The organism is Oceaniglobus roseus (assembly GCF_002869745.1).
In the GTDB taxonomy this organism is placed as follows: domain Bacteria; phylum Pseudomonadota; class Alphaproteobacteria; order Rhodobacterales; family Rhodobacteraceae; genus Oceaniglobus; species Oceaniglobus roseus.
Map to the genome: position 1 here is coordinate 16,820 of NZ_PNOS01000043.1, position 25,610 is coordinate 42,429.

General features: G+C 69.1%; 25 protein-coding genes. 21 read left to right on the top strand and 4 right to left on the bottom strand.

Annotated elements, in window-relative coordinates:
* Positions 1–6 precede the first annotated feature (6 nt).
* Positions 7–1,272: a diaminopimelate decarboxylase gene (gene lysA, locus A7B20_RS17985; protein ID WP_102109970.1), complete on the top strand. Its 1,266-nt coding sequence runs from the start codon at positions 7–9 to the stop codon at positions 1,270–1,272.
* Positions 1,273–1,311: 39 nt separating this feature from the next.
* Complete coding sequence (locus A7B20_RS17990; RefSeq protein ID WP_102109971.1) at positions 1,312–3,918, top strand: TIGR02302 family protein; 2,607 nt, start codon at positions 1,312–1,314, stop codon at positions 3,916–3,918.
* Positions 3,919–4,053: 135 nt separating this feature from the next.
* Here the strand turns inward: A7B20_RS17990 and A7B20_RS17995 are convergent, their stop codons facing one another.
* Complete coding sequence (locus A7B20_RS17995; protein WP_157937725.1) at positions 4,054–4,938, bottom strand: zinc-ribbon domain-containing protein; 885 nt, start codon at positions 4,936–4,938, stop codon at positions 4,054–4,056.
* A gap of 167 nt (positions 4,939–5,105) precedes the next feature.
* Between A7B20_RS17995 and A7B20_RS18000 the strand changes: the two genes are divergently transcribed.
* The 4 genes from A7B20_RS18000 to A7B20_RS18015 are packed head-to-tail and all read left to right on the top strand — an operon-like array spanning position 5,106 to position 8,024.
* Positions 5,106–5,783 carry a cell division ATP-binding protein FtsE gene (locus tag A7B20_RS18000; RefSeq protein WP_102109973.1) on the top strand — a complete coding sequence of 226 codons (678 nt, stop codon included), beginning with the start codon at positions 5,106–5,108 and terminating at the stop codon, positions 5,781–5,783.
* Entirely contained in the window at positions 5,780–6,682 is a 903-nt protein-coding gene (locus tag A7B20_RS18005; protein WP_102109974.1) for a cell division protein FtsX, read from the top strand. The genes A7B20_RS18000 and A7B20_RS18005 overlap by 4 nt, the downstream gene beginning before the upstream one ends.
* Positions 6,682–7,419 (top strand): lysophospholipid acyltransferase family protein, encoded by a 738-nt coding sequence (locus A7B20_RS18010; RefSeq protein ID WP_102109975.1) that lies wholly within the window; start codon positions 6,682–6,684, stop codon positions 7,417–7,419. Before A7B20_RS18005 ends, A7B20_RS18010 begins: the two co-directional genes overlap by 1 nt.
* On the top strand, positions 7,419–8,024 hold the full coding sequence (locus A7B20_RS18015) for a pyridoxamine 5'-phosphate oxidase family protein (RefSeq protein ID WP_102109976.1): 606 nt from the start codon (positions 7,419–7,421) through the stop codon (positions 8,022–8,024). Before A7B20_RS18010 ends, A7B20_RS18015 begins: the two co-directional genes overlap by 1 nt.
* Positions 8,025–8,084: 60 nt before the next feature.
* Here A7B20_RS18015 and A7B20_RS18020 read toward each other — a convergent pair whose 3' ends face one another.
* Both A7B20_RS18020 and A7B20_RS18025 read right to left on the bottom strand, forming a co-directional pair.
* Positions 8,085–9,047, bottom strand: a complete 963-nt coding sequence (locus tag A7B20_RS18020) for an acetyl-CoA carboxylase carboxyltransferase subunit alpha (RefSeq protein ID WP_102109977.1) — start codon at positions 9,045–9,047, stop codon at positions 8,085–8,087.
* Positions 9,048–9,217: 170 nt separating this feature from the next.
* Positions 9,218–10,174: an L-malyl-CoA/beta-methylmalyl-CoA lyase gene (locus A7B20_RS18025; protein WP_102109978.1), complete on the bottom strand. Its 957-nt coding sequence runs from the start codon at positions 10,172–10,174 to the stop codon at positions 9,218–9,220.
* A 177-nt stretch (positions 10,175–10,351) separates the two neighbouring features.
* Here A7B20_RS18025 and A7B20_RS18030 point away from each other — a divergent pair, with 177 nt between their 5' ends.
* From A7B20_RS18030 to A7B20_RS18050, 5 genes are all read left to right on the top strand, one after another.
* The gene (locus A7B20_RS18030) at positions 10,352–11,206 is read left to right on the top strand and encodes a sugar phosphate isomerase/epimerase family protein (RefSeq protein WP_102109979.1); all 855 of its coding nucleotides are present in this window, start codon (positions 10,352–10,354) and stop codon (positions 11,204–11,206) included.
* 148 nt (positions 11,207–11,354) lie between these two features.
* Positions 11,355–12,356 (top strand): N-acetyltransferase DgcN, encoded by a 1,002-nt coding sequence (gene dgcN, locus A7B20_RS18035; protein ID WP_102109980.1) that lies wholly within the window; start codon positions 11,355–11,357, stop codon positions 12,354–12,356.
* Positions 12,357–12,395: 39 nt separating this feature from the next.
* A complete protein-coding gene (dgcA, locus tag A7B20_RS18040) occupies positions 12,396–13,361 on the top strand; it encodes an N-acetyl-D-Glu racemase DgcA (RefSeq protein ID WP_102109981.1) in 966 nt (321 codons plus the stop codon).
* Positions 13,362–13,438: 77 nt separating this feature from the next.
* Positions 13,439–14,242 (top strand): CE1 family esterase, encoded by an 804-nt coding sequence (locus A7B20_RS18045; protein ID WP_102109982.1) that lies wholly within the window; start codon positions 13,439–13,441, stop codon positions 14,240–14,242.
* A 64-nt stretch (positions 14,243–14,306) separates the two neighbouring features.
* A complete protein-coding gene (locus tag A7B20_RS18050; RefSeq protein WP_102109983.1) occupies positions 14,307–15,161 on the top strand; it encodes a D-amino-acid transaminase in 855 nt (284 codons plus the stop codon).
* A 315-nt stretch (positions 15,162–15,476) separates the two neighbouring features.
* On the opposite strand, the gene A7B20_RS18055 is transcribed toward A7B20_RS18050, so the two are convergent.
* Positions 15,477–15,767: a DUF1244 domain-containing protein gene (locus A7B20_RS18055; protein WP_102109984.1), complete on the bottom strand. Its 291-nt coding sequence runs from the start codon at positions 15,765–15,767 to the stop codon at positions 15,477–15,479.
* Between the two features lie 231 nt (positions 15,768–15,998).
* On the opposite strand from A7B20_RS18055, the gene pyk reads away from it, so the two are divergent.
* The 10 genes from pyk (at position 15,999) to msrQ (ending at position 25,214) form a co-directional block, all read left to right on the top strand.
* On the top strand, positions 15,999–17,444 hold the full coding sequence (gene pyk, locus A7B20_RS18060) for a pyruvate kinase (RefSeq protein WP_102109985.1): 1,446 nt from the start codon (positions 15,999–16,001) through the stop codon (positions 17,442–17,444).
* A 30-nt stretch (positions 17,445–17,474) separates the two neighbouring features.
* Positions 17,475–17,699 carry a hypothetical protein gene (locus A7B20_RS18065; protein ID WP_102109986.1) on the top strand — a complete coding sequence of 75 codons (225 nt, stop codon included), beginning with the start codon at positions 17,475–17,477 and terminating at the stop codon, positions 17,697–17,699.
* A gap of 134 nt (positions 17,700–17,833) precedes the next feature.
* Positions 17,834–18,034 (top strand): 50S ribosomal protein L35, encoded by a 201-nt coding sequence (rpmI, locus tag A7B20_RS18070; RefSeq protein WP_102109987.1) that lies wholly within the window; start codon positions 17,834–17,836, stop codon positions 18,032–18,034.
* Between the two features lie 13 nt (positions 18,035–18,047).
* On the top strand, positions 18,048–18,413 hold the full coding sequence (gene rplT, locus A7B20_RS18075; RefSeq protein WP_102109988.1) for a 50S ribosomal protein L20: 366 nt from the start codon (positions 18,048–18,050) through the stop codon (positions 18,411–18,413).
* 191 nt (positions 18,414–18,604) lie between these two features.
* A complete protein-coding gene (locus tag A7B20_RS18080; RefSeq protein WP_102109989.1) occupies positions 18,605–19,366 on the top strand; it encodes a MauE/DoxX family redox-associated membrane protein in 762 nt (253 codons plus the stop codon).
* Between the two features lie 68 nt (positions 19,367–19,434).
* Positions 19,435–20,505 (top strand): phenylalanine--tRNA ligase subunit alpha, encoded by a 1,071-nt coding sequence (gene pheS / locus A7B20_RS18085; RefSeq protein WP_102109990.1) that lies wholly within the window; start codon positions 19,435–19,437, stop codon positions 20,503–20,505.
* Positions 20,506–20,797: 292 nt separating this feature from the next.
* Positions 20,798–21,076: a YrhK family protein gene (locus A7B20_RS18090; RefSeq protein WP_102109991.1), complete on the top strand. Its 279-nt coding sequence runs from the start codon at positions 20,798–20,800 to the stop codon at positions 21,074–21,076.
* A 15-nt stretch (positions 21,077–21,091) separates the two neighbouring features.
* Complete coding sequence (pheT, locus tag A7B20_RS18095) at positions 21,092–23,488, top strand: phenylalanine--tRNA ligase subunit beta (RefSeq protein WP_102109992.1); 2,397 nt, start codon at positions 21,092–21,094, stop codon at positions 23,486–23,488.
* Between the two features lie 176 nt (positions 23,489–23,664).
* Complete coding sequence (gene msrP / locus A7B20_RS18100; protein WP_102109993.1) at positions 23,665–24,594, top strand: protein-methionine-sulfoxide reductase catalytic subunit MsrP; 930 nt, start codon at positions 23,665–23,667, stop codon at positions 24,592–24,594.
* Positions 24,594–25,214: a protein-methionine-sulfoxide reductase heme-binding subunit MsrQ gene (gene msrQ, locus A7B20_RS18105; protein ID WP_102109994.1), complete on the top strand. Its 621-nt coding sequence runs from the start codon at positions 24,594–24,596 to the stop codon at positions 25,212–25,214. The genes msrP and msrQ overlap by 1 nt, the downstream gene beginning before the upstream one ends.
* Positions 25,215–25,610 lie beyond the last annotated feature (396 nt).

Genomic DNA, 25,610 nt, shown 5'->3' on the forward strand with positions numbered 1-25,610 from the left:
GCGGACATGGATCACTTTCTTTACCGGGACGGACGGCTGATGGCCGAGGACGTGGCGCTGGACGAGATCGCCGCCGCGGTCGGCACGCCCTTCTACTGCTATTCCGCCGCGACGCTGACGCGGCATTTCCGGCTGCTTGACGAGGCGCTGGCGGGGACCGAGCACCTGGTCTGCTTCGCGATGAAGGCGAATTCGAACCTGGCCGTGGTGAAGCTGCTGGGGGATCTCGGGGCCGGGGTCGACGTGGTGTCGGGCGGCGAGTACCGGCGGGCGCGGGCGGCGGGGATCCCCGGCGCGCGGATCGTGTTCTCCGGCGTCGGCAAGACGAAGGCCGAGATGCGGCTGGCGCTGGAGGGCGGCATCCGGCAGTTCAACGTCGAGAGCGAGCCGGAGATGCTGGCGCTGGACGCCGTGGCGCGGGAGATGGGGGTGCGGGCGCCGGTCGCGGTCCGGGTGAACCCGGATGTCGATGCGAAGACCCACGAGAAGATTTCCACGGGCCGCAAGGAGGACAAGTTCGGCATCCCGATCTCCCGCGCACGGGAGGTGTACCGGGAGGCCGCGGGGCTGGCCGGGCTGGAGGTGGTCGGGATCGACGTGCACATCGGCAGCCAGTTGACCGACCTCGCGCCCTTCGAGCAGGCCTATCGCAAGGTGGCGGAGCTGACGGCCATGCTGCGCGCCGATGGCCACGACATCCGGCGGCTGGACCTCGGCGGCGGGCTGGGGATCCCCTACCAGAAGAGCAACGCGGCGCCGCCCCTGCCGTCGGATTTCGGCGAGATGGTGCGGCGGGTGCTGGGCGACCTCGGCTGCGAGATCGAGATCGAGCCGGGGCGGCTGATCGCGGGCAACGCCGGGGTGCTGGTCTCGGAGGTCATCTACGTGAAGCATGGGGAGGAGCGGCAGTTCCTGATCGTCGACGCGGCGATGAACGACCTGATCCGTCCCGCCATGTATGGCGCGCACCATGACGTGGTGCCGCTGGTCGAGGCCGTGCCGGGGGTCGAGGCCGAGGTCTACGACATCGTCGGCCCGGTCTGCGAGAGCGGCGACACCTTCGCGAAGCAGCGCGCGCTTGCGCCTCTGGCCGCCGGCGACCGGATCGCCTTCCGCAGCGCGGGGGCCTATGGCGCGGTCATGGCGTCGGAATACAACTCGCGCCCGCTGGTGCCCGAGGTGCTGGTGAGCGGCGATCAATTCGCTGTCATACGCGCCCGGCCGGACTTTGACGAAATGCTGAAGCGGGATACCATCCCGGAATGGCTCTGACGCGGACCCCTCCGTATTGGGCAGGCTGACCGGAGTCCCATGACCGATCGCACCCCCGTCGACGACGTCCATCCCGCCCTCGCGGCCCTGCGCCGTCCGCTGGCGCTGACCCTCTGGGGGATGCGCGCCGAGAGGCTGGTGCGCTGTTTCTGGCCGGTCTGGACGATCCTGCTGCTGGTGCTCGGCGCGCTGATGCTGGGGCTTCAGGATTCGGCGCCGCTGGAGGTGGTCTGGGGCTTCGGCGCGGCCGCGCTGCTGGGGCTGGTCGTCGCGCTGTGGCGCGGCCTTCGCGCCTATCGCCCGCCGAGCGAGGTTGATGCGCTGGCCCGGCTCGACGCGACGCTGAAGGGGCGGCCGATCCAGACATTGCAGGATACCCAGGCCATCGGCGCGGGCGATGCCTGGTCCGAAGCCGTGTGGCGGGCCCATGTCGCGCGGATGGCCGAGCGGGTGCTGGCCGCCCGCGCGGTGAAGCCCGACCTGCGCGTCGCCTCGCGCGATCCCTTCGCGCTGCGCTATGCGGCGCTGCTGCTGTTCGCGGTGGCGCTGCTGTTCGGCTCGGTCTGGCGGGTGGCGACGGTGGCCGAGATGGGGCCGGGCGGCGGGCAGGCCATGGCGGCGGGGCCGTCCTGGGAGGGCTGGATCGAACCGCCCGCCTATACCGGCAAGCCGAGCCTCTATCTCGCCGACATTCCCGAGGGTGAGGTGCGGGTGCCCCAGGGCAGCCGGATGACCGTGCGCCTCTATGGGCAGATGGGCCGGCTGGGGCTGGAGGAGTCGGTGTCGGGGCAGCCGCTGCCGGACAACACCCCCGAAGCGGAGGCCACCAGCCAGACGGCGCGGTCCTTCGAGGTGGCGCAATCCGGGCGGCTGGCGATCACCGGCCCGGGCGGGCGCGCCTGGGACGTGGTGATGGAGCCCGACGCGGCGCCCATGGTCTCGGTCTCCGTTTCTGCCGAGCGCAAGGCGGACGGCGAGTTCCGCCAGCCCTTCGGCGCGCAGGACGATTACGGCGTGCAGGGCGGCCGGGCGGTGATCACGCTGGACCTGGAGGCCATGGACCGCACCTGGGGGCTGGCGACCGAGCCCGATCCGCGCGAGCCCATCGTCGTCGACCTGCCGATGCCGATCAGCGGCAACCGCACCGATTTCGAACAGGTGATGGTCGACAACTTCTCGAAGCATCCCTGGGCCAACATGCCCGTGAAGATCCGCTTCGAGGTGACAGACGCCCTGGATCAGTCCGGCGAAAGCGCCCCGGTGGCGGAGAACCTGGGCGGTCTGCGCTTCTTCGATCCGCTCGCCAAGGCGATCATCGAGCAGCGGCGCGACCTTCTCTGGGCCAAGGAGAACGCGCCGCGGGTCGCGCAGGTGCTGCGCGCCGTCAGCTGGGAGCCCGAAGAGGTGTTCCGCTCGCAGACCTCGGCCGTGAAGCTGCGCATCGCGATCGAGCGGCTCGAGCACAATTTCCGCCTGGCGAACCTCTCGGACGAGGTGCGGGACGAGGTGGCCGAGACGCTCTGGGCGCTGGCCGAGCAGATCGAGTACGGCGACCTTGCCGATGCGCTGGAGCGGCTGCGCCGGGCGCAGGACCGCCTGGAAGAGGCGATGAAGAACGGCGCCAGCAACGAGGAGATCGCGAAGCTGATGCAGGAGCTGCGCGAGGCGATGCAGGACTACATGCAGCAGCTGGCCGAGCAGCAGCAGCAACAGGGCGAGCAGCCGCAGCAGGGCGAGGGTCAGGAGATCACCCAGGACCAGCTGCAGCAGCTTCTCGACCGCATCCAGGAGTTGATGGAGCAGGGCCGCATGGCCGAGGCGCAGGAGCTGCTGCAGCAGCTTCAGCAGATGATGGAGAACATGCAGGTCACGCAGGGCCAGGGCGGCCAGGGCCAGCAGGGCCAGGGCGACCAGGCGATGCAGGACCTGCAGGAGACGCTGCGCGACCAGCAGGGCCTGTCGGACGAGGCGTTCCGCGATCTCCAGGAACAGTTCAACCAGCCCGGCCAGCAGGGGCAGCAGGGCCAAGAGGGTCAGCAAGGCCAGCAGGGACAGGGGCAGCAGCCCGGGCAGCAGCAAGGCCAGGGCCAGGGGCAGCAGCAGGGCCAGGGCGGCCAGCAGGGGCAGGGCAACCAGCCCGGCACCAGCCCGCAGGGGCTGGCCGAACGGCAGCGCGCGCTCCGGAACGAACTGAACCGCCAGCAGGGCAACCTGCCCGGCGCCGGCACGCCCGAGGGCGATGCGGCGCGCGAATCGCTCGGCCGCGCGGGCGAGGCGATGGACGGCGCCGAGCGGGCGCTGCGCGACGGCGACTATGCCGAGGCGCTGGACCGCCAGTCCGACGCCATGGAGGCTCTGCGCGAGGGCATCCGCAACCTCGGCGAAGCCATGGCGCAGGAGCAGCGGCAGCAGAACGGCCAGGGCCAGGCCAATGCCCGCGGCGACCAGCAGGGCCAGCAGCGCGATCCGCTGGGCCGCGAGGCCGGGGCGAACGGTCAGCTTGGCACCGACGAGCAACTGCTGCAGGGCGAGGACGTGTATCGCCGGGCCGAGGAACTGCTGGGTGAGATCCGCCGCCGTTCGGGCGACCAGAGCCGTTCGGAGCAGGAACTCGACTATCTCAAGCGCCTGCTGGACCGGTTCTGAGCCGACCTCCGGGCGCTACGGACAGATACGGCATTGCTTCGCGCGGCCAAAGCGGGGTCGGTTGCGGTACGGAAGTCCCGGCGCGATGAGGCTGCGGTCGCGAGCCCCGCGACCACCGCGACGCAGCTCCTCCGGTCAGGATTGTCCGTCGCTGCCGTTCAGGAGGGCGTTGAGGCTGTCGATGGTGCCGTTCAACCCGCTGTCCACCGAGTCGAGAACACCGCTCGCCCAGAGCAGGTAGCCGTTGATCGTCGGCGCCGCCGCGGGCACCGCCTGGGCGAGGCGCGGGCCGAAGACGTAGAGCAGCGTCAGCACCACGAACACCCCGAGCACCGCGAAGAACCCGATCCGAAAGCCCGAGCGGCGCTCGAGATCCTCGGTCTCGGAGTCGTCATGCTCCGGGCCCGCCTGCTGGCGGTCGGAGGTGGCGGTGAGGGTCGAATTGATCTCCTCGATGTCCGGCAGAAGCTCGCGCCGGGACGAGGCCGTCTGTTCGGCGGGGGTGGCGGGCGCAGCCTCTGGGTCTTCCGTCGGCTCGGTGGTCTCGTCCTCGACGGCACGGGCCGGGCGGCTGCGGACGCCGCCGCCGGAGAGGCCGAGGTCGGGCTGGGTTTCCACGGTGACGCTGCTTTCGCGGCGGCGCGCTTCGGCTTCGCGAAGCGCCTCCTCGCGCAGCACGGCGCGCGCGGCTTCGTCCAGGGGCCGCGGTCGGGGCGCCGCGTCATCCCCGGCCGTGTCGGCGGCCTCGCCGCGATGGGACGCGGCGCCGGGGGGCTGCTGGGGCATCGGACGCGTCGCCTCGGCGGCGGCTGTCGCCGGTGCTAGGGGCTCGTCCTCCTCGTAATCGTCGAAGTCGTCCGGTGACGCAGCGGGCGTTTCAGCCACGGAGTCCTTCGCCGCCTCGGCAGCCTGGAACCAGGTATGGCCGCAGGCCGAGCACTGGACATCGCGCCCCTCGGCGGGGATCATCGAGGCATCCACCTCGTACTGCGCCGCGCAATTGGGGCAGGTTAGCCGCATTGAAATCCCCAAGACACTCATTTCACTGTTTTATGTACTTTGACAGTTAACGAACAATCGGCAATACCGCCTCGTATTTTTTGTCGGCCCGTGTGTCACCCGATTGAAACACCTGCCGGCCTTTGGCAAAAGGGCGCAGCGGGAGGGCGGCCCTCCGGGGGAACACCGTGATCGAGTTGCAGGACGTCAGCTACAGTTATGACGGGGCCGATCTGCTGTCCGACATCTCGCTGACCCTGGCGCCGGGATCGTTCCACTTCCTGACCGGCCCCTCGGGCGCGGGCAAGACGACCCTGCTCAAGCTCTGCTACATGGAACTGATGGCGACGAAGGGGCAGGTCACGCTGTTCGGCCGTCCCGCGGACCAGATCGGCCGCGACGGAGTGGCCCATGTGCGCCGCCGGGTCGGCATCGTCCACCAGGACTGCGCCTTCCTCGACCACCTCCCGCTGGTCGAGAACGTGGCCCTGCCCCTGACGGTGTCGGGCCAGAGCACCGAGGCCAACATGCAGGAGCTGCGCGAACTGCTGGGCTGGGTGGGCCTCGCCTCGAAGATGGCGTCGCTCCCGGCCGAGCTTTCGGGGGGCGAACGTCAGCGGGCCGCGCTGGCCCGCGCGGTCATCATGTCGCCCGACGTGATCCTGGCCGACGAGCCCACCGGAAATCTCGACTGGGAGATGTCGCTGCGCCTGCTGACCCTGCTGGTGGAGCTGAACCGCATGGGCAAGGCGATCCTCGTCGCCACCCATGACCTGAACCTGATCCGCCAGGCCAAGTCCCAGGTCTCGGCCCGCGTACTCAGGATCAAGGACCGTCGCCTGCAGCTGGCCGGGGCCGACCTTTGATCCGTCTCGCCGAAGTCATCAGCATCGTCCAGGGCGATCCCAGAGCCGACCGGGCGGTGCCGCCCACGGGCTTCACCGCGCAGCTGACGCTGTTCACCGGGGCCGCCATGGCCTTGCTCGCCGTCTTCGCGCTGGCGCTGTCGCTGGCCACCGCGCGGCTGGCGGACCGCTGGTCGCGGGAGCTGGCGCAAAGCTCCACGGTCCGCATCTCGGCCCCCGAGTCGCAGGTCGCCGTCCAGACCGAGGCCGCGCTGCGTGTCCTGCGTTCCACGTCGGGTGTGGAGTCGGCCCGCGCGCTCGCCCCGGCCGAGCAGCAGGCGCTGCTGTCCCCCTGGTTCGGCCCCGACCTGCCGGTGGATGTCCTGCCGATCCCGCAACTGATCGAGGTCGTCGAGACCTCCGGCGGCTACGACGCCGAGGGCCTGCGCCTGCGCCTGAAGGCCGAGGCGCCGGGCGCGGTGCTGGACGACCACACCCGCTGGCGCCGTCCGCTGATCGAGGCGGCGGGGCGTCTCAACCTGCTCGCGCTGGCGTCGATCCTGCTGATCGCGCTGACCATGGTGGCGATGATCACGCTGGCCGCCAATGCCGCCCTGTCGGCCAACGCCCAGGTGATCCGGGTGCTGCGGCTGGTCGGGGCGCGCGACAGCTACATCGCCCGCGCCTTCGTGCGCCGTTACACCCTGCGCGCGCTCGCCGGGGCGGCGGCGGGCACGCTGTTCGGCATGGCCGCCATCGCGCTCCTGCCCGACGCCGACCCGGCCGGCGGATTCCTCACCGGCCTCGGCTTCTCGGGCTTCGGCTGGCTCGCGCCGCTGCCGGTTCCGCTGCTGGCCGCGGTCATCGCGTTCTGGTCCACCCGTGTCGCGGCGATGCGGGCGCTGAGGGGGATCACCTGATGGGATATGCACTCCAGTGGCTGCGCTCGCTCGCCTTCAACATCGCCATGTACGCGGTGATGCCGGTGATCGGCCTCATCCACCTGCCCTGGGCGATCGCGAGCCCGAAAGGCGCCCGCGCCGCCTGCCTGTCCTACTGCCACACCGTGCGCTGGCTGGCCTCCTGGATGATCGGCCTGAAGACCGAGGTGCGCGGCACCCCGCCCGACTTTCCCTGCCTGATCGCGGCCAAGCACCAGTCCTTCCTCGACATCCTGATGATCTTCAGCTCGGTCCCCCGCGGCCGTTTCATCATGAAGGACGAACTGCGCTACGCGCCGATCCTCGGCTGGTTCGCGCTTCGCATCGGCTGCATCCCGGTGAAGCGGGGCGAGCGGGGAAAGGCGGTGGCGAAGATGAAGCGCGACGTCGAGAAGGGCCGGGACGAGCCCGGCCAGCTGATCATCTACTCGCAGGGCACCCGCACCGCCCCGGGCTCGAAACTGCCCTACAAGGCCGGGACCGCCGCGCTCTACCAGCAGCTCGGGCAGCCCTGCGTGCCCGCCGCCTGCAACGTCGGCGTGTTCTGGGGCCGTCGCGGGGTCTATCGTAAGCCCGGCACCGCCGTGGTCGAGTTCCTGCCGCCGATCCCGCCGGGCCAGAGCCGGGAGACCTTCATGGCCCGGCTCCAGACCGAGGTGGAACAGGCCTCGGACGCGCTGATGGCCGAAGCCGGCTTCTTCCTGGAGAAACCATGATGGAGCCGATCCGCAGCCTGGACGAACTGGAATCGCATTACGGCGCGCCCGGCGCGGCAGCCCTGCGCAAGGTTGCCCCGCGCCTGACGCCGGAGTACCGGGCTTGGATCGAGCGGTCGCGCTTCTGCATCCTCTCGACCGTGGGCCCGGAAGGCACCGACGCCTCGCCCCGTGGCGACGAGGGGCAGGTGGTGCGGGTGCTGGACGAAACCGCTCTGGCGCTGCCCGACTGGCACGGCAACAACCGGATCGACACGTTGAGGAACATCGTCCGCGACCCGCGGGTGTCGCTGCTCTTCCTCGTGCCCGGCTCGGACAACGTGGTGCGGGTGAACGGCCGCGGGCTCGTCACCGCGGACCCGGACCTGCGCCAGAGCTTTGCCAGGGGCGGACGGCTGCCGCGCACGGTGACGGTGGTCACGCCGGGCGAGGTCTATTTCCAGTGCGCCCGGGCGATCCTGCGCTCGGGCCTCTGGGCGGGGCGGGACGACAGCGCGGGTCTGCCGACGGCGGGCGATTTCCTCGCGGCGATGACGGAGGGGGCGGAAGGCGGCGCCGGCTACGATGCCGGCTGGGCGCGGCGGGCGGCCGGAACGCTCTGGTAGGAGAGCGCCGCAGGATGGGTCATATGACCCATCCTACGCCAGACGGCGTGCAGGCGGCATTCAGGCGGCGAGCCCCTTCGCCCCCATCTTCAGGAACTTCTTCCGCCGCTCCTGCACGACGGCGGTGCGGTCCATGCCCTGCATCTCGCCCAGCATCGCGCCGATGGCCTTGCCGACGTTGGCGATCGCCGCAGCGCGGTCGCGCTGCGCGCCGCCGCGAGGTTCGGGGATGATCCGGTCGATCACGCCCAGCTTCTTCAGGTCCTGCGCCGTCAGCTTGAGCGCCTCGGCCGCCTCGCGCATCTTCTCGGCGTCGCGCCAGAGGATCGACGCGCAGCCCTCGGGCGAGATCACCGAGTAGATCGAGTGTTCCAGCATGGCGAGCCGCGAGGCCGTGGCGAAGGCCACGGCGCCGCCCGATCCGCCCTCGCCGATGATGACCGAGACCAGCGGCACGCCGAGTTGCAGGCAGCGCTGGGTCGAGCGGGCGATCGCCTCGGACTGGCCCCGCTCCTCGGCGCCCTTGCCGGGATAGGCGCCCGGCGTGTCGACGAGCGAGATCACCGGCATGTTGAACCGGTCGGCGAGGTCCATCAGCCGGATCGCCTTGCGATAGCCCTCGGGGCGGGCCATGCCGAAATTGTGCTCGATCCGCGTCGTGGTGTCGTGGCCCTTCTCGTGGCCGATGACGACGACGGGCCGGTCCTCGAACCGCGCAAGGCCGCCCACCACGGCGAGGTCGTCGGCGAAGTTGCGGTCGCCCGCGAGCGGCGTGAACTCGGTGAACAGCGCCTCGACGTAGTCGCGGCAATGCGGCCGCTCCGGGTGGCGCGCCACCTGGCACTTCGCCCAGGGCGAGAGGTTCTTGTAGAGATCGTTGAGGATGTCCGCCGCCTTCCTGTCGAGCGCTGCGGCCTCCTTCTCGACATCCATCTCGCCGTTCGCCCGCGCCATGGCGCGCAACTCCTCGGCCTTGCCCTCGATGGCGGAGAGCGGCTTTTCGAAATCGAGATAGGTGGTCATCCGGGTCTCCGGGCTCGGTTATCGGCTCGCGGTTATATGCCCCCGCCACCGCGCCAATGCAACTCGCCCCCCCGCGACGGCCCTCGACGGCCCGCGCGGTGCCGCGACGGCGTCGCCGGCCCGAGCGCGCCGTCTGCCCAGCGGGCGGTCGCCGCCGCGGCGCGCGGACCCTAGCCGCCGATCATCCCGGCCTGCTTCACGATCACCTGGGCCTGGCGGATCGACGCCAGATCGACCAGCCGCCCCTTGTAGACGGCCGCCCCCTGGCCCTCGCGTTCCGCCTGCTCCATCGCGGCGAGGATCTCCCGCGCCTCGGCCACCGCGGCCTCGGTCGGGGTGAAGACCTCGTTCGCCAGCGCCACCTGCTTGGGGTGGATCGCCCATTTCCCGACCATCCCCAGCGTGGCCGAACGCAACGCCTGGGCGCGGAAGCCGTCCTCGTCCGAGAAATCGCCGAACGGCCCGTCCACCGGCAGCACGCCATGGGTGCGGCAGGCCGCGACGATCTTCGCCTGCGCCCAGTGCCAGGGATCCGCCCAGTACCGCTGCCCCTCGCGGTGCATGTAGTAACCCTCCTGCGTGCCGCCGATCCCCGTCGTCTGCATCCCCATCGACGCCGCGAAATCCGCCGCCCCGAGGCTCATCGCCTGGAGCCGGGGCGAGGCCGCCGCGATCTCCTCGGCGTGGGCGATGCCCGCGGCCGTCTCGATGATGACCTCCAGCCCGATCCGCTTCGTCCGCCCCGCCGCCGCCTCGACCGCGCTCACCAGCGCGTCCACGGCATAGACGTCCGCCCCGCAGCCGACCTTCGGGATCATCAGCAGGTCCAGCCGCTCTCCCGCCCGCTCCAGCAGCTCCACGACGTCGCGGTACCAGTAGGGGGTGTCGAGTCCGTTGATCCGGACGCTCAGGGTCTTGTTCCCCCAGTCCACGTCATTGATCGCGGCGATGATGTTCGCCCGCGCCTCCGCCTTGTCGCCGGGCGCCACGGAATCCTCGAGGTCGAGGTTGATCACGTCCGCCGCGCTGGCCGCCATCTTCTCGAAGATCGCGGGGCGGGAACCGGGGCCGAACAGCTGGCAGCGGTTCGGGCGGGCAGGGGGCGCGGGCTGGACGCGGAAGGACATGGGATACCTCGGCAATGATATTTCGTTCAGGGCTTCGTCTTGGGTAGGATGTTGCGTGCGGGGCCGCAACCCGTCTTGTGCAGTTGCAGCGAAACCGTCGCGGGCCCCGAACTGCCGCGCATTGCGCATCCCGTCGCGATGCTTACGCTCCGGCCACACACATCTGCGGAGTTCCATATGCGCCAGCTCAAGGTCTACACCTCCCTTTGGGCCATGCAGCCCCACGACCAGAGCGGCGTGAAGCTGCCCCATGCCGAGGTCTGCGCCATGGTGGCCGAGGCGGGCTATGCGGGCCTTGCCATCGACCTCGGCGCGGCGGATGTGGCCGTGGCCCACGCCGTGCGCCCGCATATCGAGGCAAACGGCCTGACCCCGCTGATCGTCGCCTTCCCGAAGACGGTCGAGGGCTTCGGGGACACGCTGGCGCTGGCGAAGGACTTCGGTTCCCCGTTCGTCGACGTGATCGGGCAGGTGATGCCGATCACGCTGCCGGAGATGGAAAAGGTCGTCCGCACCTGGATCGGCATGGCCGACCGCGCCGGTATGCCGATCCAGTTCGAAACCCACCGCAACTGCATCACCAACGACCTCTACACCACGCTGCAACTGATCGACGCCATTCCCGAAATGCGCCTCTGCGCCGACCTCTCGCACTATGTCGTCGACCGCGAGTTCTGGCACCCCCTGTCCGAGCGCGACCTCGCGCTGGTCTCGCGCATCCTGAAGCGTTCGGACAGTTTCCAGGGCCGGGTGGCGAGCCGCCAGCAGATCCAGCTGCAGCTCGACTTCCCGCAGCACCGGAAATGGGTGGATCTCTTCAAGGGCTGGTGGCGCGAGGGGCTGGCCGACTGGCGCGCCCGCAACGACAGCGGCGACTGCATCTTCCTCTGCGAACTCGGTCCCCCCGAATATGCCATGACCGGCCCCGATGGCCGCGAGATGAGCAACCGGTGGGAAGAGGCCCTGCAGATCAAGAGCTGGGTCGAGGAGATCTGGACCGACCTGGAGGTCGCCGAGGCCGACACCCCCTGACGCCCTCCATCGCTGTCCTGCCCGGGTATGCTTCCTCCGGAGGCATCGAGCGGTCCTGTCCCGCCGCCCGCGGCAAAAACCGCCGCCGCCACCTTTCCGCTGCGCCGAAACCCGCTAGGCTGCGACCGAACAGAGCGGAGCCTGCCCCATGATCCAGACACCCTACCTTCTCTTCCTCGGCGATGCGCCCGATCCTCTGGCGGCCAAGGTCGCGCAGGGCATCCGCGACTGGAACCCGGAGGTCGCGAAGGGCCAGTTCCGCCTGCCGGGCTGCGCGGCGGACATGGGCCTGCCGGACATGACCCTGGAAGAGGCGGCGCAGGCGGGGGTGAAGACCGTGGTCGTCGGCGTGGCCAACCGCGGCGGGGTGATCTCGCCCGCCTGGAAGGCGGTGCTGGCCGAGGCCCTGGCCATGGGGTTCGACGTCGCCGCCGGGCTGCACAACCTGCTGAGGAACGAGCCCGACCTGAAGGCCGCGGCGCGGGAGAACGGCCGGACGCTGCACGACGTGCGCATCCCCACCGTCGCCTACCCGATCGCCAACGGCGAGAAGCGGACCGGCAAGCGCTGCCTCGCCATCGGCACCGACTGCTCGATCGGCAAGATGTACACCGCGCTCGCCATGGACCGCGAGATGAACCGGCGCGGGATGAAGTCGACCTTCCGCGCGACGGGTCAGACCGGGATCCTGATCACCGGGGCGGGCGTGCCGCTCGACGCCGTGATCGCCGACTTCATGGCCGGCGCGATCGAGTATCTCACTCCCGCCAACGATCCCGACCACTGGGACCAGATCGAGGGGCAGGGCAGCCTGTTCCACCCCTCCTATTCCGGCGTGACGCTGGCGCTGATCCATGGCGGGCAGCCCGACGCCCTGGTGATGTGCCACGAACCGACCCGCACCCACATGCGCGGCCTGCCGCACTATGGCCTGCCGACGCTGGAACAGCTGCGCGACACCGCCCTGCCGCTGGCCCGGGTCGTGAACCCGACGGTGAAGATCGTCGGGGTCTCGGTCAACACCAAGGCCCTGGGCGAGGACGAGGCGATGCGATGCCTCGAGGAGATCGAGGCGCGGCTCGGCCTGCCCACGGTCGATCCCTACCGCATCGGCGCCGGCCGGCTGGTCGACGCGCTTGCCGGGATCTGATCCCCTGCCGGAACAGGACACTTGCGAAAAGAAGGCCCCATGAAACTGACCGTCACCCCCGACACCTTCCGCCTCGCCGAGGTCTTCACCATTTCCCGCGGCTCGCGGACCGAGGCGAAGGTGCTGACCGTGCGCGCCATGGAGGACGGCGTCACCGGCCTCGGCGAATGCGTCCCCTACGCTCGCTACGGCGAATCGCTCGACTCGGTGACCGGGCAGATCGAGGGCCTGCCCGGGGACGTGACGCGCGACGCCCTTCAGGACCTGCTGCCGCCCGGCGCCGCGCGCAACGCGGTGGACTGCGCGCTCTGGGACCTGGAGTGCAAGCGGACCGGCCGGCGGATCTGGTCCCTCCTCGGCCTGCCGGAACCGAAGCCCGCGATCACCGCCTTCACACTGTCCCTCGACAGCCCGGAGAACATGCGCCGGGCCGCGGAAAGGAACGCCTTCCGCCCGCTCCTGAAGATCAAGCTCGGCACGCCCGACGACATGCCCCGGCTCGAGGCGGTGCGCGCCGGGGCGCCGGACGCGGCGATCATCGTGGACGCCAACGAGGGCTGGGATGCGGATGTCTACGCCGACCTCGCGCCGCACCTGATCCGCCTCGGGGTAAAGCTGGTGGAACAGCCGTTGCCCGCCGGGGAGGACGACATGCTTGCCCAGATCGAGCGCCCGCTGCCGGTCTGCGCCGACGAATCCTGCCACGACACCGCGACGCTGGAAGCACTTAGGGGCAAGTACGACCTGGTGAACATCAAGCTCGACAAGACCGGCGGCCTGACCGAGGCGCTGCGCCTGCGCGACGCCGCCCGCGCCCAGGGCTACGGCATCATGGTCGGCTGCATGGTGGGCTCCTCCCTCGCCATGGCGCCCGCCACCCTCCTCGCCCAGGGTGTCGCCTTCGTCGATCTCGACGGCCCGCTCCTGCTGGCCGAGGACCGCGACGCCCCGCTCGCCTTCGACAGCGCCGGGATCCACCCGCCCGCCGCCGCGCTCTGGGGCTGAGCGTTCACGGGAATGTCGGGTGCCGCGGCGCGCCCCCGCCCCATCCTTCCAGCCACCGCCGCAACCCGGAGCCTGTCATGCGCCCTGCCGCCGCCCTCCTGCCGATCCTGCTGAGCCTCCTGCCGCTCCCGGCCCTTGCCTGCGGACCCGACACGGATTGCCCCGTGGGCGAGCGCAGCTATCGCCTCTACCTCCCCGAAGGACTGGAAGGGAAGGAGATCGGCGCCCTCGTCTTCGCCCACGGCTATCGCGGGACGGCGGCGGGGGTGATGAAGAACATGGCCTTCCGCGCCCTCGCCGACGACCTCGGGGTCGCGCTGATCGCGCTCCAGGCGGCGGGCGAGGACTGGCAGCTCGCCCATACCCCCCGCGCGCCGGACCGCGAAGAGGCGCTGGAATACGACTACGTCCGCGCCGTCCTTGAGGATGCGGGACAGCGCCTGCACCTCGACCCCGCCAGGACCGTCGCCACCGGCTTCTCCGCCGGCGGCATGATGACCTGGACGCTCGCCTGCGGCATGTCCGAAAGCTTCGCGGGCTTCGTGCCGATGTCGGGCACCTTCTGGGCCCCGGTCCCCGGGACCTGCACGACGCCCCCGGCCAGCGTGGTGCACATCCACGGCACCGAGGACACGACCGTGCCGCTGGGCGGCCGCCCCATCGGCCCGGCAAGGCAGGGCGACGTGCCCGAGACGCTGGCGATGTACTCCGCCTACGGAGATTTCACGCCGACCGGACAGCACGACGGCCCCGACGGTATGAGCTGCAGGCGGTCGACCAACCCCGCGGGCAGGATGCTGGAGTTCTGCACCTTCCCCGGCGGTCACAGCTTCTCGACCCTGCGCCTCGGCTACGCTTACCGCCGCATCCTGGGAGAGTGAGGCGGCTTGACAGCGCGAGGGGCTTGACCCACTCCAGAGCCACCGCGCCGAAGGAGAGCCAGCCATGACCCGCACCGTCTATGTCAACGGAGACTACCTGCCCGAGGATGAGGCCAAGGTCTCGGTCTTCGACCGCGGCTTCCTGTTCGCCGACGCGGTCTACGAGGTCACCTCGGTGCTCGGCGGCAAGCTGATCGACTTCGACGGCCACGCCACCCGCCTCGCCCGCTCGCTCTCGGAACTCGACATGCCGAACCCGATCGCGAAGGAGGACCTGCTGGAGGTCCACCGCGAACTGGTCCGTGCCAACGGGATCGAGGACGGGCTGATCTACCTCCAGATCACCCGCGGCGCCGCCGACCGCGACTTCGCCTTCCCCGAGGATCCGAAGCCGACCATCGTGCTGTTCACCCAGTCCAAGCCCGGCCTCGCCGACAACCCGATGGCGAGCACGGGGATGAAGGTCATAAGCATCGAGGACCAGCGTTGGGGCCGCCGCGACATCAAGACGGTGCAGCTGCTCTATCCGTCGATGGGCAAGATGATGGCGAAGGCCGCGGGCGCCCACGACGCCTGGATGGTCGAGGATGGCGAGGTGACCGAGGGCACGTCGAACAACGCCTATATCGTGAAGAACGGCAGGATCATCACCCGCCATCTCGGCCACGAGATCCTGCACGGCATCACCCGCAAGGCGGTCCTGCGCTTCGCCCGCGAGGCGCAGATGGAGGTCGAGGAGCGCCCCTTCACGATCGAGGAGGCCCAGGAGGCCGACGAGGCCTTCATCACCTCGGCGTCGAGCTTCGTGATGCCGGTGGTCGAGATCGACGGCAAGGCGATCGGCACCGGCAAGCCGGGCCGCACCGTCGCGCGCCTGCGCGAGATCTACCTCGACGAAAGCCGCAAGACGGCGGTCTGACGGGAACCCATTGCCGACAGGTCGCCCCGGGGAGCGCCCCGGCCCCTCCCGGGCTGCGCCCCTGCTTCTTCTTTGCGGAAATACTCCCGCCGGAGGCTTCCCCCCTCGCCGTCCGCCGCCCGGCCGATCCTCGGAGTGCCCATTTTCCTGAAGGAAAATGGTCCGGTTTCCTCAAGGAAACCGGCCGCCCGGCGGAACGGGCGGCCCTTCACTCTTCCCAACGGGAACCCCCTCGGCGCGGCACCATTTTCCTGAAGGAAAATGGACCGGTTTCCTTCAGGAAACCGGCGCCCCGCACGAAGGCCGCGGCCGGGGTCAGCCGTGGGTGGCCTTGAAGGCTGCCGCCTGCTCCGGGCTTGCCTCGCGCTGGTGCCGCGCGCGCCAGTCGTCGTAGGGCATGCCGTAGAAGATCTCGCGCCCCTCGTCCTTGGTCATCGCGATGCCGCGGTCGTTCGCCGCTTCCTGGTACCAGCGGCTCAGGCAGTTGCGGCAGAATCCGGCGAGGTTCATCAGGTCGATGTTCTGGACGTCGGTGCGCTCGGCCAGGTGGTCGCGCAACCGGCGGAAGGCGGCGGCTTCGAGTTCGAGTCGGGTCTGGTCGTCCATGGTGCGTCTCCCTTGTCTGCCGCGAAACTGGGAGCCGGGGCAGGGGGCGTCAAGACCGCTGCACCCCTGTCTGCACAGGTTTCGGGCAGAGGGTCGCCTTTCGTTCATACATCTGCACTATTCCCTCGCGCAAAGCGAGGCGGTCAGGGTTCAGTTGCTCCTGCGGGGCAAATCCTCCATAACCGCGCTCAACCGGCCTGAGACCGGACCAGGACAGAAGGAACGATGCCCATGCGACGCCTGCGGAACGTGAAGATCGTGGCAACGCTCGGTCCCGCCTCGGACGATTACGAGACGATCCGCGCCCTCTACGAAGCGGGGGCCGACGTGTTCCGCCTGAACATGAGCCACGGCGACCACGGCGAGATCGCACGCCGTCACGGCATCATCCGCCAGATCGAGAAGGACCTGGGCCGCCCGATCGCGATCCTGGCCGACCTCCAGGGTCCGAAGCTGCGCGTCGGCACCTTCGCCAACGGCGAGGAGGAGCTGAGCGAGGGGCAGGACTTCCGCCTCGACCTCGACGAGGCCGAGGGCGACAACACCCGCGTCCGCCTGCCCCACCGCGAGATCTTCGAGGCGCTCGAGCCGGGGTCGAGCCTCCTGGTGAACGACGGCAAGATCCGCCTGAAGGTGAAGGACTGCGGCAAGGATTTCGCCAACTGCACCGTGACCGTCGGCGGCACGATCTCGAACCGCAAGGGGGTGAACGTCCCCGACGTGGTGCTGCCCCTGGCCGCCCTGTCGGAGAAGGACCGCCGCGACCTCGACTTCGTCTGCGACCTCGGGGTCGACTGGCTGGCCCTGTCCTTCGTGCAGCGGCCCGAGGACGTGATCGAGGCGCGGGGGCTGGCGCGGGACCGGGCGGCGGTGCTCTCGAAGATCGAGAAGCCCGCGGCGGTGAAGAACTTCGACGCGATCCTCGACGTGTCCGACGGGATCATGGTGGCGCGCGGCGACCTCGGGGTCGAGCTTCCGGTGCAGAACGTGCCGCCGATCCAGAAGCGGCTGGTGCGCAAGTGCCGCGCGGCGGCGAAGCCGGTGATCGTCGCGACGCAGATGCTGGAGTCGATGATCGAATCGCCGATGCCGACCCGGGCCGAGGTCTCGGACGTGGCCGCGGCGATCTACGAGGGCGCGGATGCCGTGATGCTCTCGGCGGAATCGGCCGCGGGCTCCTACCCGATCGAGGCGGTGACGACGATGAACAACGTCGCCCGCGAGGTGGAGAGCGATCCGACCTACCGCGAGGTCATCAACGCCAGCCGCGGCGGGCACAAGGAAACCGTCGCCGACGCCATCGTGTCGGCCGCCCGCGAGATCGCCGAGACGACGAACATCAAGGCGATCTGCTGCTTCTCGCAGTCCGGCACCACGGCGCTGCTGGTCGGACGCGAGCGTCCGCACGTGCCGATCCTGGCGCTGACGCCGCTGGTCGGCACGGCCCGGCGTCTCTGCCTCAGCTGGGGGATGCACTGCGTCATCACCGGCGAGGTCGACCGCTTCAAGCAGGCGGTGATCAGCGCCGTGCGCGCCGCAAGGGACGAGGGCTTCGCGCTCAGCACCGACCAGATCGTGGTGACGGCGGGCGTGCCGTTCAACACCACGGGGACGACGAACATCCTGCGGGTCGCGCCTTGCGAAGAGAGATTGATTTATAGCGCCGATCCGGAGTAGACTTCGCGCGTGGGGCATCTGGAGCAGTACATGGATACTGATATCGCCCTCGTTCTCGGCGTCGTCTTCGCCGCTCTCGCCTTCCCCGCCCTGCTGTCCGCCTTCTCCGAAAGCCGCGCGCCGCGCGCCGCGGCGCTGATGGGCGTCCTGTCGGCCGGGCTTGTCTATTTCGCCGTGGACACGCGCCCCGGCGGATACCAGATGGACGACATCCCCGGCGCCTTCGCCCGTGTCATCGGGCGCATCGCCCATTGATCCGGCCGACCGAAGGCTGCGCAATCCCCCTTGCCAGCCTGCCCGGTCGCCTCTATGAAGCGCGCTCTGCCGCGCGTCCGGCCAGTGGCATGCCGAGTCGCGCGTAAACCGTATCGAATTCCGAGGAGACGGAAATGCCCAAGATGAAGACGAAGTCGAGCGCGAAGAAGCGTTTCAAGGTGACGGCGACCGGCAAGGTCGTGGGCGGCATGGCCGGCAAGCGTCACGGCATGATCAAGCGGACCAACAAGTTCATCCGCGATGCGCGCGGGACCCGTGTCCTGTCGGAGCCGGATCAGAAGCTTGCCCTGTCCTATATGCCCTACGCCCGCTGAGGAGGCCTGAGAGATGTCCCGAGTCAAAGGTGGAACCGTCACCCACGCCCGTCACAAGAAGGTCCTGAAGGCCGCGAAAGGCTATTACGGCCGCCGCAGCACCGCGTTCAAGACCGCGACCCAGGCGGTCGACAAGGCCAACCAGTACGCGACCCGCGACCGCAAGGTCCGGAAGCGGAACTTCCGCGCCCTGTGGATCCAGCGGATCAACGCCGCGGTCCGGTCGCACGACGAGGCGCTGACCTATTCCCGCTTCATCAACGGCCTGTCGCTGGCCGGGATCGAGGTGGACCGCAAGGTTCTGGCCGATCTCGCCGTGAACGAGCCCGAGGCGTTCGGCACCATCGTCGAGAAGGCACAGGCCGCGCTGGCCGCCTGATCGCGATTTCCAGTCGACGACACGGAAGGCCGCCCCCGGGCGGCCTTTCTGCTGTCCGGCCTCTGGGCGAGCCGTCCCGGGCTGCCCCGGCGCGCGACCGCCGGTCGGCGACGGCGGCGGGGAACCGGCGGGCGGGAACCCTCCCGCGCTGGAGGGGCGTTTTCCCTGCAATGACGGGAAAGGAGAACGCCATGGCACTGGACGACACATCCACCGGCAAGAAGGCCCGCATCTTTCGCATGGTCATGCCGGATCATGTCTGCCCCTACGGTCTGAAATCCGTGCACCTGCTGAAGAGCAAGGGGTTCGAGGTGGACGACAACTGGCTGGAGACGCGCGAGGAGACCGACGCGTTCAAGGCCCGGCACGGGGTCAAGACCACGCCGCAGACCTTCATCGGAGGCGAGCGAATCGGCGGCTACGACGCCCTGCGCGAACACTTCGGGCAGCACGTCCCGGGCCCGGACGAGACGAGCTACAGGCCGGTGATCGCCATCTTCACCACGGCGCTGGCCCTGGCGGTCGCGGCAGGCTGGGTGGCCTTCGGGGCGCTGACCTTCCGGACCTTCGAGTGGTTCATCTCGATCTCGATGGTGCTGCTGGCGCTGCAGAAGCTGCAGGACGTCGAGAGCTTCTCGACCATGTTCCTGAACTACGACCTGCTGGCGCGGAGGTGGGTGCCCTACGGCTATGTATATCCCTATGCCGAGGCGGGGGCGGGCATCCTCATGGTCGCGGGCGTGCTGCTCTGGATCGCGGCGCCGGTGGCGCTGTTCATCGGGACGGTGGGCGCGGTGTCGGTGGTCAAGGCGGTCTATGTAGACAAGCGGGAGTTGAAATGCGCCTGCGTGGGCGGCAGTTCGAACGTGCCGCTGGGGTTCGTGTCGCTGACCGAGAACGTGATGATGGCACTCATGGGCGTCTGGATGCTGGTGCGCCTGATCGCGGGATGAGGCGCAAACTTGCAAGGTTCGCCGCAACCGGATAGCTGACGGCCCGAAGAGCGAGTTCGGGGGCCGTCATGGACGATGTGAAAGAGAAGTACCTGGCGCAGATCGCCGCGGCCGGGACCGAGTCCGCGCTGGAAGAGGTGCGGCTGGCCGCCGTCGGCAAGAAGGGCGAGGTGTCGCTGAAGATGCGCGAGCTGGGGAAGATGTCCCCGGAAGAGCGTCAGACGGCCGGCCCGGCGCTGAATGCGCTGAAGGACGCGATCAACGAGGCGCTGGCGGCGCGCAAGGCGGCCTTGGCCGATGCGGCGCTCGAGGCGCGGCTGGCGGGCGAGTGGCTGGACGTCACGTTGCCGGGCCGGTCGCGGGGCGCGGCGCTTGGCACCATCCATCCGATCAGCCAGGTGTGGGAGGAGGTCACGGCGATCTTCGCCGACATGGGCTTCACCGTCGCGGAAGGACCCCAGATCGAGACCGACTGGTACAACTTCGATGCCCTGAACATCCCCGACCATCACCCGGCGCGGGGCGAGATGGACACGTTCTATATGCACCGGGCCGAGGGCGACGACCGCCCGCCCCATGTGCTGCGGACGCATACCTCGCCGGTGCAGATTCGCTCGATGCAGGACAAGGGTGCGCCGATCCGGATCATCTGCCCCGGTCGGGTGTACCGGGCGGATTACGACCAGACCCACACGCCGATGTTCCATCAGGTCGAGGGGCTGGTGATCGACCGCGACACGTCGATGGCGAACCTGAAGTGGGTGCTGGAGGAGTTCTTCTCGGCCTTCTTCGGGCGCAGCGTGAAGACCCGCTTCCGCGCCTCGCACTTCCCCTTCACCGAACCCTCGGCGGAGGTCGACATCCAGTGTTCCTTCGAGGGCGGCACCGTGAAGGTGGGCGAGGGCGACGGCTGGCTGGAGGTCCTGGGCTCGGGCATGGTCCACCCTCACGTCCTGCGCTCGGGCGGGGTGGATCCGGACGAATGGCAGGGCTTCGCCTTCGGCATGGGGATCGACCGCATCGCGATGCTGAAATACGGCATCCCGGACCTGCGGGCCTTCTTCGATTCCGATCTTCGGTGGCTCAGGCACTACGGCTTCTCGCCGCTTCAGGTGCCGACGCTGTACGGGGGTGTCTAAAAGACCTCGCTGGAATTAACCGAGTGTTAACTCCTGCGCGGCTACAACCCCGACGTATCCCGGGTTTCGGGCATGAAGACCTAGGTCACTAGGCAGGCCGTTCGCCCCGGGCGATGACAAGCTCTGATCGGCCTTATAATACTCCGATGTCCCCTGACCCCGCTTCGGCGGGGTCTTGCGTTTCCGGGGCTTCCCCGATGTGGTGCGGCGCAGGCGGACGGACCCCTTTTCGGCACACGCTCTGCCTGCTATGCCCGCGGCGACCTGAAAGGATGACCGACAGGGGGATGCCATGAAGCTGTTTCACTACGACCACCGCGACCGCTCGCCCGAAAGCCGCCGGATCTATGCGGCGTTCGAGGTGGCCTACACGGCCGTCGACTTCGGTGCGGCGCTCTGCTTCATCGTGGGTTCGGTGATGTTCTTCTACGAGGCATGGCAGGTGCCGGGGACGTGGCTGTTCCTGGTCGGCTCGATCCTGTTCGCCGCCAAGCCGACGCTGCGGCTGGTCCGGGAAATCAAACTCTACCGCATGGGCGATTACGGCGATCTTGCCCAGGGCGGCCAGTAGACGAGAGACACAGACATGAAATTCACGCTGTCCTGGCTGAAGGAACACCTCGAGACGGAGGCCACCGCCGACGAGATCGCGGAGGCGCTGACCGATCTCGGGCTCGAGGTCGAGGGGGTCGAGGATCCCGCGGCGAAGCTTCGGGAGTTCACGCTGGGCTTCGTGAACTCGGCCGAGAAGCATCCCGATGCCGACCGGCTGAACGTCTGCCAGGTGGCGACGGGCGACGGCGAGGTGCAGATCATCTGCGGCGCGCCGAACGCGCGGGCGGGGATCACCGTGGTGGTGGCGAAGCCGGGAACCTACGTGCCGGGGATCGACACGACGATCCAGGTCGGCAAGATCCGCGGCGTCGAGAGCCACGGCATGATGTGCTCGGAACGCGAGATGGAGCTGTCGGAGGCGCACGAGGGGATCATCGAACTGCCCTCGGGCGAAGTCGGGCAGAGCTTCGCGGACTGGCTGGCCGAGCATGACCCCGAGAAGGTGGACCCGGTGATCGAAATCTCGATCACGCCGAACCGGCCCGACGCGCTTGGCATCCGCGGCATCGCGCGGGATCTCGCGGCGCGGGGCCCGGGGAAGCTGATCGAGCGTGAGGTGGAGCCGGTGGCGGGCACCTTCCCCTGTCCGGTTCCGGTGACGATCGCCGAGGACACGCGGGACGGCTGCCCGGTCTTCGCCGGGCGGGTGATCCGCGGCGTAAGGAACGGCCCCTCGCCCGCGTGGCTGCAGGCGCGGCTGAAGGCGATCGGCCTCAGGCCGATTTCGGCGCTGGTCGACGTGACCAACTTCTTCACCTACGACCGCAACCGCCCGCTGCACGTCTTCGACGCAGGCATCGTGAAGGGCGGGCTGACCGTGCACCGCGCGAAGGGCGGCGAGAGGCTGATGGCGCTCGACGAGAAGGAGTATGTGCTGGAGCCGGGGATGATGGTGATCTCGGACGACACGGGCCCCGAGAGCATCGCCGGCATCATGGGCGGCGAGCACAGCGGCTGCACCGAGGCGACGGTGGACGTCTTCCTCGAATCCGCCTGGTGGGATCCGGTGACGATCGCCAGGACGGGGCGGGCGCTGAAGATCAACTCCGACGCGCGCTATCGCTTCGAGCGGGGGGTCGACCCGGCCTTCACGCTGCCGGGGCTGGAACTGGCGACGCGGATGATCCTCGACCTCTGCGGTGGCGAGGCGTCCGAGGTGGTCGTCGCGGGTGCGGTGCCCGACCATTCCCGCGCCTACCGGCTGGACACAGACCGGGTGCAGAGCCTCGTCGGCATGGCGATTCCGGCCGATGTGCAGGTGGCGGGGCTGGAGGCGCTCGGCTTCCGGATGGAGGGCGACATGGCCCTTGTCCCGTCCTGGCGGCCCGACGTGCAGGGCGAGGCGGACCTGGTGGAGGAGGTGGCGCGGCTGGCGTCGCTCTCCGGTCTCAAGGGCCAGCCCCTGCGCCGCACCCAGGCGGGCGTGCCGAAGCCGGTGCTGACGCCGGTGCAGAAGCGCGAGCAGGCGGCGCGGCGGACCGCGGGGGCGCTCGGCTACAACGAATGCGTGACCTACAGCTTCATCGACCAGGCCTCGGCGGCGCTGTTCGGCGGCGGCGGCGACGCGACGCGGCTGGAGAACCCGATCTCGGCGGACCTGTCGCACATGCGCCCGGCGCTGCTGCCGGGGCTGTTGCAGGCGGCGAAGCGGAACCAGGCGCGGGGCGTTGCCGACATGGCGCTGTTCGAACTGGGCGCGGCCTTCCACGGCGGCGAACCCGGCGAGCAGCGGCAGGAGCTGACCGGGCTTCTGATCGGGCGCACCGGGCCGAAGGACGTGCACGGCGCCTCGCGCCCCGTGGACGTCTTCGACGTGAAGGCCGACGCCGAGGCGCTGCTGGCCGCCATCGGCGCCCCCGCTAAGGTCCAGATCCTGCGCACTGGACAGGACTGGTGGCACCCGGGGCGGCACGGCACCATCTGCCTTGGCCCGAAGAAGGTGCTCGGCGTCTTCGGCGAGGTACACCCGAAGGTCCTGCGCGCGATGGACGTGAAGGGCCCGGCGGTGGCCTTCACGCTTTATCCCGCCGAGGTGCCGCAGCCGCGCAACGACAGTGCCGCGCGGCCTGCGCTGGTGCTGAACGACCTCCAGCCGGTCGAGCGCGATTTCGCCTTCGTCGTGGATGCCCGCGTCGAGGCGCAGACGCTGGTGAATGCCGCCTACGGGGCCGACAAGGTGCTGATCTCGGACGTGCGGGTGTTCGACGAGTTCGTGGGCGGATCGCTCGGAGAGGGGCGTAAGTCGCTCGCCATCGCGGTCAGGCTGCAACCGAAGGAGGCGACGCTGACCGAGGCCGAGATCGAGGCGGCGTCGTCGAAGATCGTCGCCAAGGTCACCGGCGCCACGGGCGGCAGCCTGCGCGGCTGAACCGTCCTGCGAGACGGAAGGGAAGGGCGGTCCGGAAACTCCGGGCCGCCCTTTTTCGTGTCTCCTTCCGAAGGACTGTTACACCCCGCGAACAGGATCGTGAGGGGCCCGCCTTTTGTCTTCGGCGGCGCCGCGCTTAGGTTACAGTCCAACCGAACCCAGCCGAGGAGGACGACATGGCCGGACGATACAGAAGCGACCTGAAGTGGTCGGACGTGACCCCGAAGTCCGCTTTCCTGAACCGCCGCCAGCTGATGGCCGGGGCAGGGGCGCTTGGCCTCGGCGCCATCGGCGGCCCCGCCTTCGCCAAGCTGAACGCCGCGCCCTCGCCCTATTCGACCGATGCCGAGCCGAACACATTCGACGAGATCACCCATTACAACAACTACTACGAGTTCGGCACCGGCAAGGAGGATCCGGCGCGCTATGCCGATGCGCTGACCGTCGATCCCTGGACGGTGAAGGTGGACGGGCTGGTGGACAAGCCCGGCGACTACAGCTTCGACGACATCATGAAGGGCACGTCGCTCGAGGAACGGATCTATCGCTTCCGCTGTGTCGAGGCCTGGTCGATGGTAGTCCCCTGGGTCGGTTTCGAGCTGGCCGATCTGTTGAACCGCGTCGGCGTGCAATCCTCGGCCAAGTACATCGCCTTCGAGACGGCGGTGCGCCCGGACGAGATGCCCGGGATCTCGCGCGGCTATCTCGACTGGCCTTACCGCGAGGGGCTCAGGATGGACGAGGCGATGCATCCGCTGACGATCATCGCCACGGGCCTTTATGACGAGCCGATGCCGAAGCAGAACGGCGCGCCGCTGCGGCTGATCGTGCCGTGGAAGTACGGCTTCAAGTCGATCAAGTCGATCGTCCGGATCAGCGCCGTGGAGCAGCAGCCGCCGACCAGCTGGAACATGGCGAACGCGCGGGAATACGGCTTCTACAGCAACGTGAACCCCGAGGTGGATCACCCCCGCTGGTCCCAGGCGACCGAGCGTCGCGTCGGCGGCGGCTTCTTCGCCAAGCGGATCGAGACGCAGATGTTCAACGGCTACGGCGACGAGGTCGCGGCGCTGTACGACGGCATGGACCTGAAGGCGAACTACTGATGACGGCGGCGCAGCGGATCAACACGACGCTGCGGCGGCTGCCGACCTGGCCGATCTACGTGGTGCTGGGGCTTGTGCCCTTCTGGTGGCTCTACCTCGGCTTCACCGGCGGCCTCGGCGTGGAGCCGATCCGCGAGCTGGAGCATCGGCTGGGCGAGCTCGGGCTGCAGGTGCTGATCGCCTCGCTGCTGGTGACACCGCTGCGGCGGTTCACGGGGGTGACGCTGATCCGGTTCCGCCGGGCGCTCGGGCTTATGGTCTTCTACCTGATCTCGCTGCACCTCCTGGTCTGGGCCGTGCTCGACGTGCAGATCCCAAGCCAGATGTGGGCGGACATCGTGAAGCGGCCCTACATCACCATCGGCATGGTGGGTTTCTTGCTGCTGATCCCGCTGGCGCTGACCTCCAACACCTTCTCGATCCGGCGGATGGGGCCGAAGGCGTGGCAGCGGTTGCACAGGCTTGTCTATCTCTCCGTGATCCTGGGGGCGGTACACTGGGTGATGGTCGTGAAGGGCTGGCAGCGTGAACCGCTGGTCTATCTGGGAATCGTCATGGCGGTCCTGGCCCTGCGGCTGCCCGCGCCGAAGCGATTCCAGCTGGCGAGTCGCGGCGCCTGAGCGGATCCGGGCCCTTTCGAAAGGTGAATCGGGGCTCCGAGTCGGGTGAATCGGGCCGGGCTGCCGCGACATGGGGCCAGTCGTGCGCCGATACGGCAGATCCGGTTCCGCCGAATTTTACCGAACGGACAAAAATTGCCCGAAGCCCCTGCCAGTGGTGGCGAAGATTGCGCTCGATGCCACATTTTGAGGATGAAAAATTCCCGACATGAAAAGTTCACAAAGGCCCAAAAAACCGCTTGCGGGGTTCGGGGTGTTTGCTTAGAAGACCCCTCACCGGCGGCGCTGAGGCGCACGGCGGGGCGCCAGACGGGGTTGGGACGGTAGGTTCTGACAGACGAGGCGGCGACAACCAGGGCAGACGAGGCGGGGCGCGCCGGCAAGATAGGGCGCATC

What these genes read in the sequence shown, in the direction of transcription:
- pheT (WP_102109992.1), top strand. Translation starts at nt 21,092, where the DNA reads ATGAAATTCACGCTGTCCTGGCTGAAGGAACACCTCGAGACGGAGGCC.
- A7B20_RS18015 (WP_102109976.1), top strand. Translation starts at nt 7,419, where the DNA reads ATGGAGCCGATCCGCAGCCTGGACGAACTGGAATCGCATTACGGCGCG.
- A7B20_RS18080 (WP_102109989.1), top strand. Translation starts at nt 18,605, where the DNA reads ATGGCACTGGACGACACATCCACCGGCAAGAAGGCCCGCATCTTTCGC.
- rplT (WP_102109988.1), top strand. Translation starts at nt 18,048, where the DNA reads ATGTCCCGAGTCAAAGGTGGAACCGTCACCCACGCCCGTCACAAGAAG.
- A7B20_RS17995 (WP_157937725.1), bottom strand. Translation starts at nt 4,938, where the DNA reads ATGCGGCTAACCTGCCCCAATTGCGCGGCGCAGTACGAGGTGGATGCC.
- msrP (WP_102109993.1), top strand. Translation starts at nt 23,665, where the DNA reads ATGGCCGGACGATACAGAAGCGACCTGAAGTGGTCGGACGTGACCCCG.
- A7B20_RS18090 (WP_102109991.1), top strand. Translation starts at nt 20,798, where the DNA reads ATGAAGCTGTTTCACTACGACCACCGCGACCGCTCGCCCGAAAGCCGC.
- rpmI (WP_102109987.1), top strand. Translation starts at nt 17,834, where the DNA reads ATGCCCAAGATGAAGACGAAGTCGAGCGCGAAGAAGCGTTTCAAGGTG.
- pheS (WP_102109990.1), top strand. Translation starts at nt 19,435, where the DNA reads ATGGACGATGTGAAAGAGAAGTACCTGGCGCAGATCGCCGCGGCCGGG.
- A7B20_RS18050 (WP_102109983.1), top strand. Translation starts at nt 14,307, where the DNA reads ATGACCCGCACCGTCTATGTCAACGGAGACTACCTGCCCGAGGATGAG.
- dgcA (WP_102109981.1), top strand. Translation starts at nt 12,396, where the DNA reads ATGAAACTGACCGTCACCCCCGACACCTTCCGCCTCGCCGAGGTCTTC.
- pyk (WP_102109985.1), top strand. Translation starts at nt 15,999, where the DNA reads ATGCGACGCCTGCGGAACGTGAAGATCGTGGCAACGCTCGGTCCCGCC.
- A7B20_RS18045 (WP_102109982.1), top strand. Translation starts at nt 13,439, where the DNA reads ATGCGCCCTGCCGCCGCCCTCCTGCCGATCCTGCTGAGCCTCCTGCCG.
- A7B20_RS18055 (WP_102109984.1), bottom strand. Translation starts at nt 15,767, where the DNA reads ATGGACGACCAGACCCGACTCGAACTCGAAGCCGCCGCCTTCCGCCGG.
- A7B20_RS18010 (WP_102109975.1), top strand. Translation starts at nt 6,682, where the DNA reads ATGGGATATGCACTCCAGTGGCTGCGCTCGCTCGCCTTCAACATCGCC.
- A7B20_RS18065 (WP_102109986.1), top strand. Translation starts at nt 17,475, where the DNA reads ATGGATACTGATATCGCCCTCGTTCTCGGCGTCGTCTTCGCCGCTCTC.
- msrQ (WP_102109994.1), top strand. Translation starts at nt 24,594, where the DNA reads ATGACGGCGGCGCAGCGGATCAACACGACGCTGCGGCGGCTGCCGACC.
- A7B20_RS18020 (WP_102109977.1), bottom strand. Translation starts at nt 9,047, where the DNA reads ATGACCACCTATCTCGATTTCGAAAAGCCGCTCTCCGCCATCGAGGGC.
- A7B20_RS17990 (WP_102109971.1), top strand. Translation starts at nt 1,312, where the DNA reads ATGACCGATCGCACCCCCGTCGACGACGTCCATCCCGCCCTCGCGGCC.
- A7B20_RS18030 (WP_102109979.1), top strand. Translation starts at nt 10,352, where the DNA reads ATGCGCCAGCTCAAGGTCTACACCTCCCTTTGGGCCATGCAGCCCCAC.
- lysA (WP_102109970.1), top strand. Translation starts at nt 7, where the DNA reads ATGGATCACTTTCTTTACCGGGACGGACGGCTGATGGCCGAGGACGTG.
- dgcN (WP_102109980.1), top strand. Translation starts at nt 11,355, where the DNA reads ATGATCCAGACACCCTACCTTCTCTTCCTCGGCGATGCGCCCGATCCT.
- A7B20_RS18025 (WP_102109978.1), bottom strand. Translation starts at nt 10,174, where the DNA reads ATGTCCTTCCGCGTCCAGCCCGCGCCCCCTGCCCGCCCGAACCGCTGC.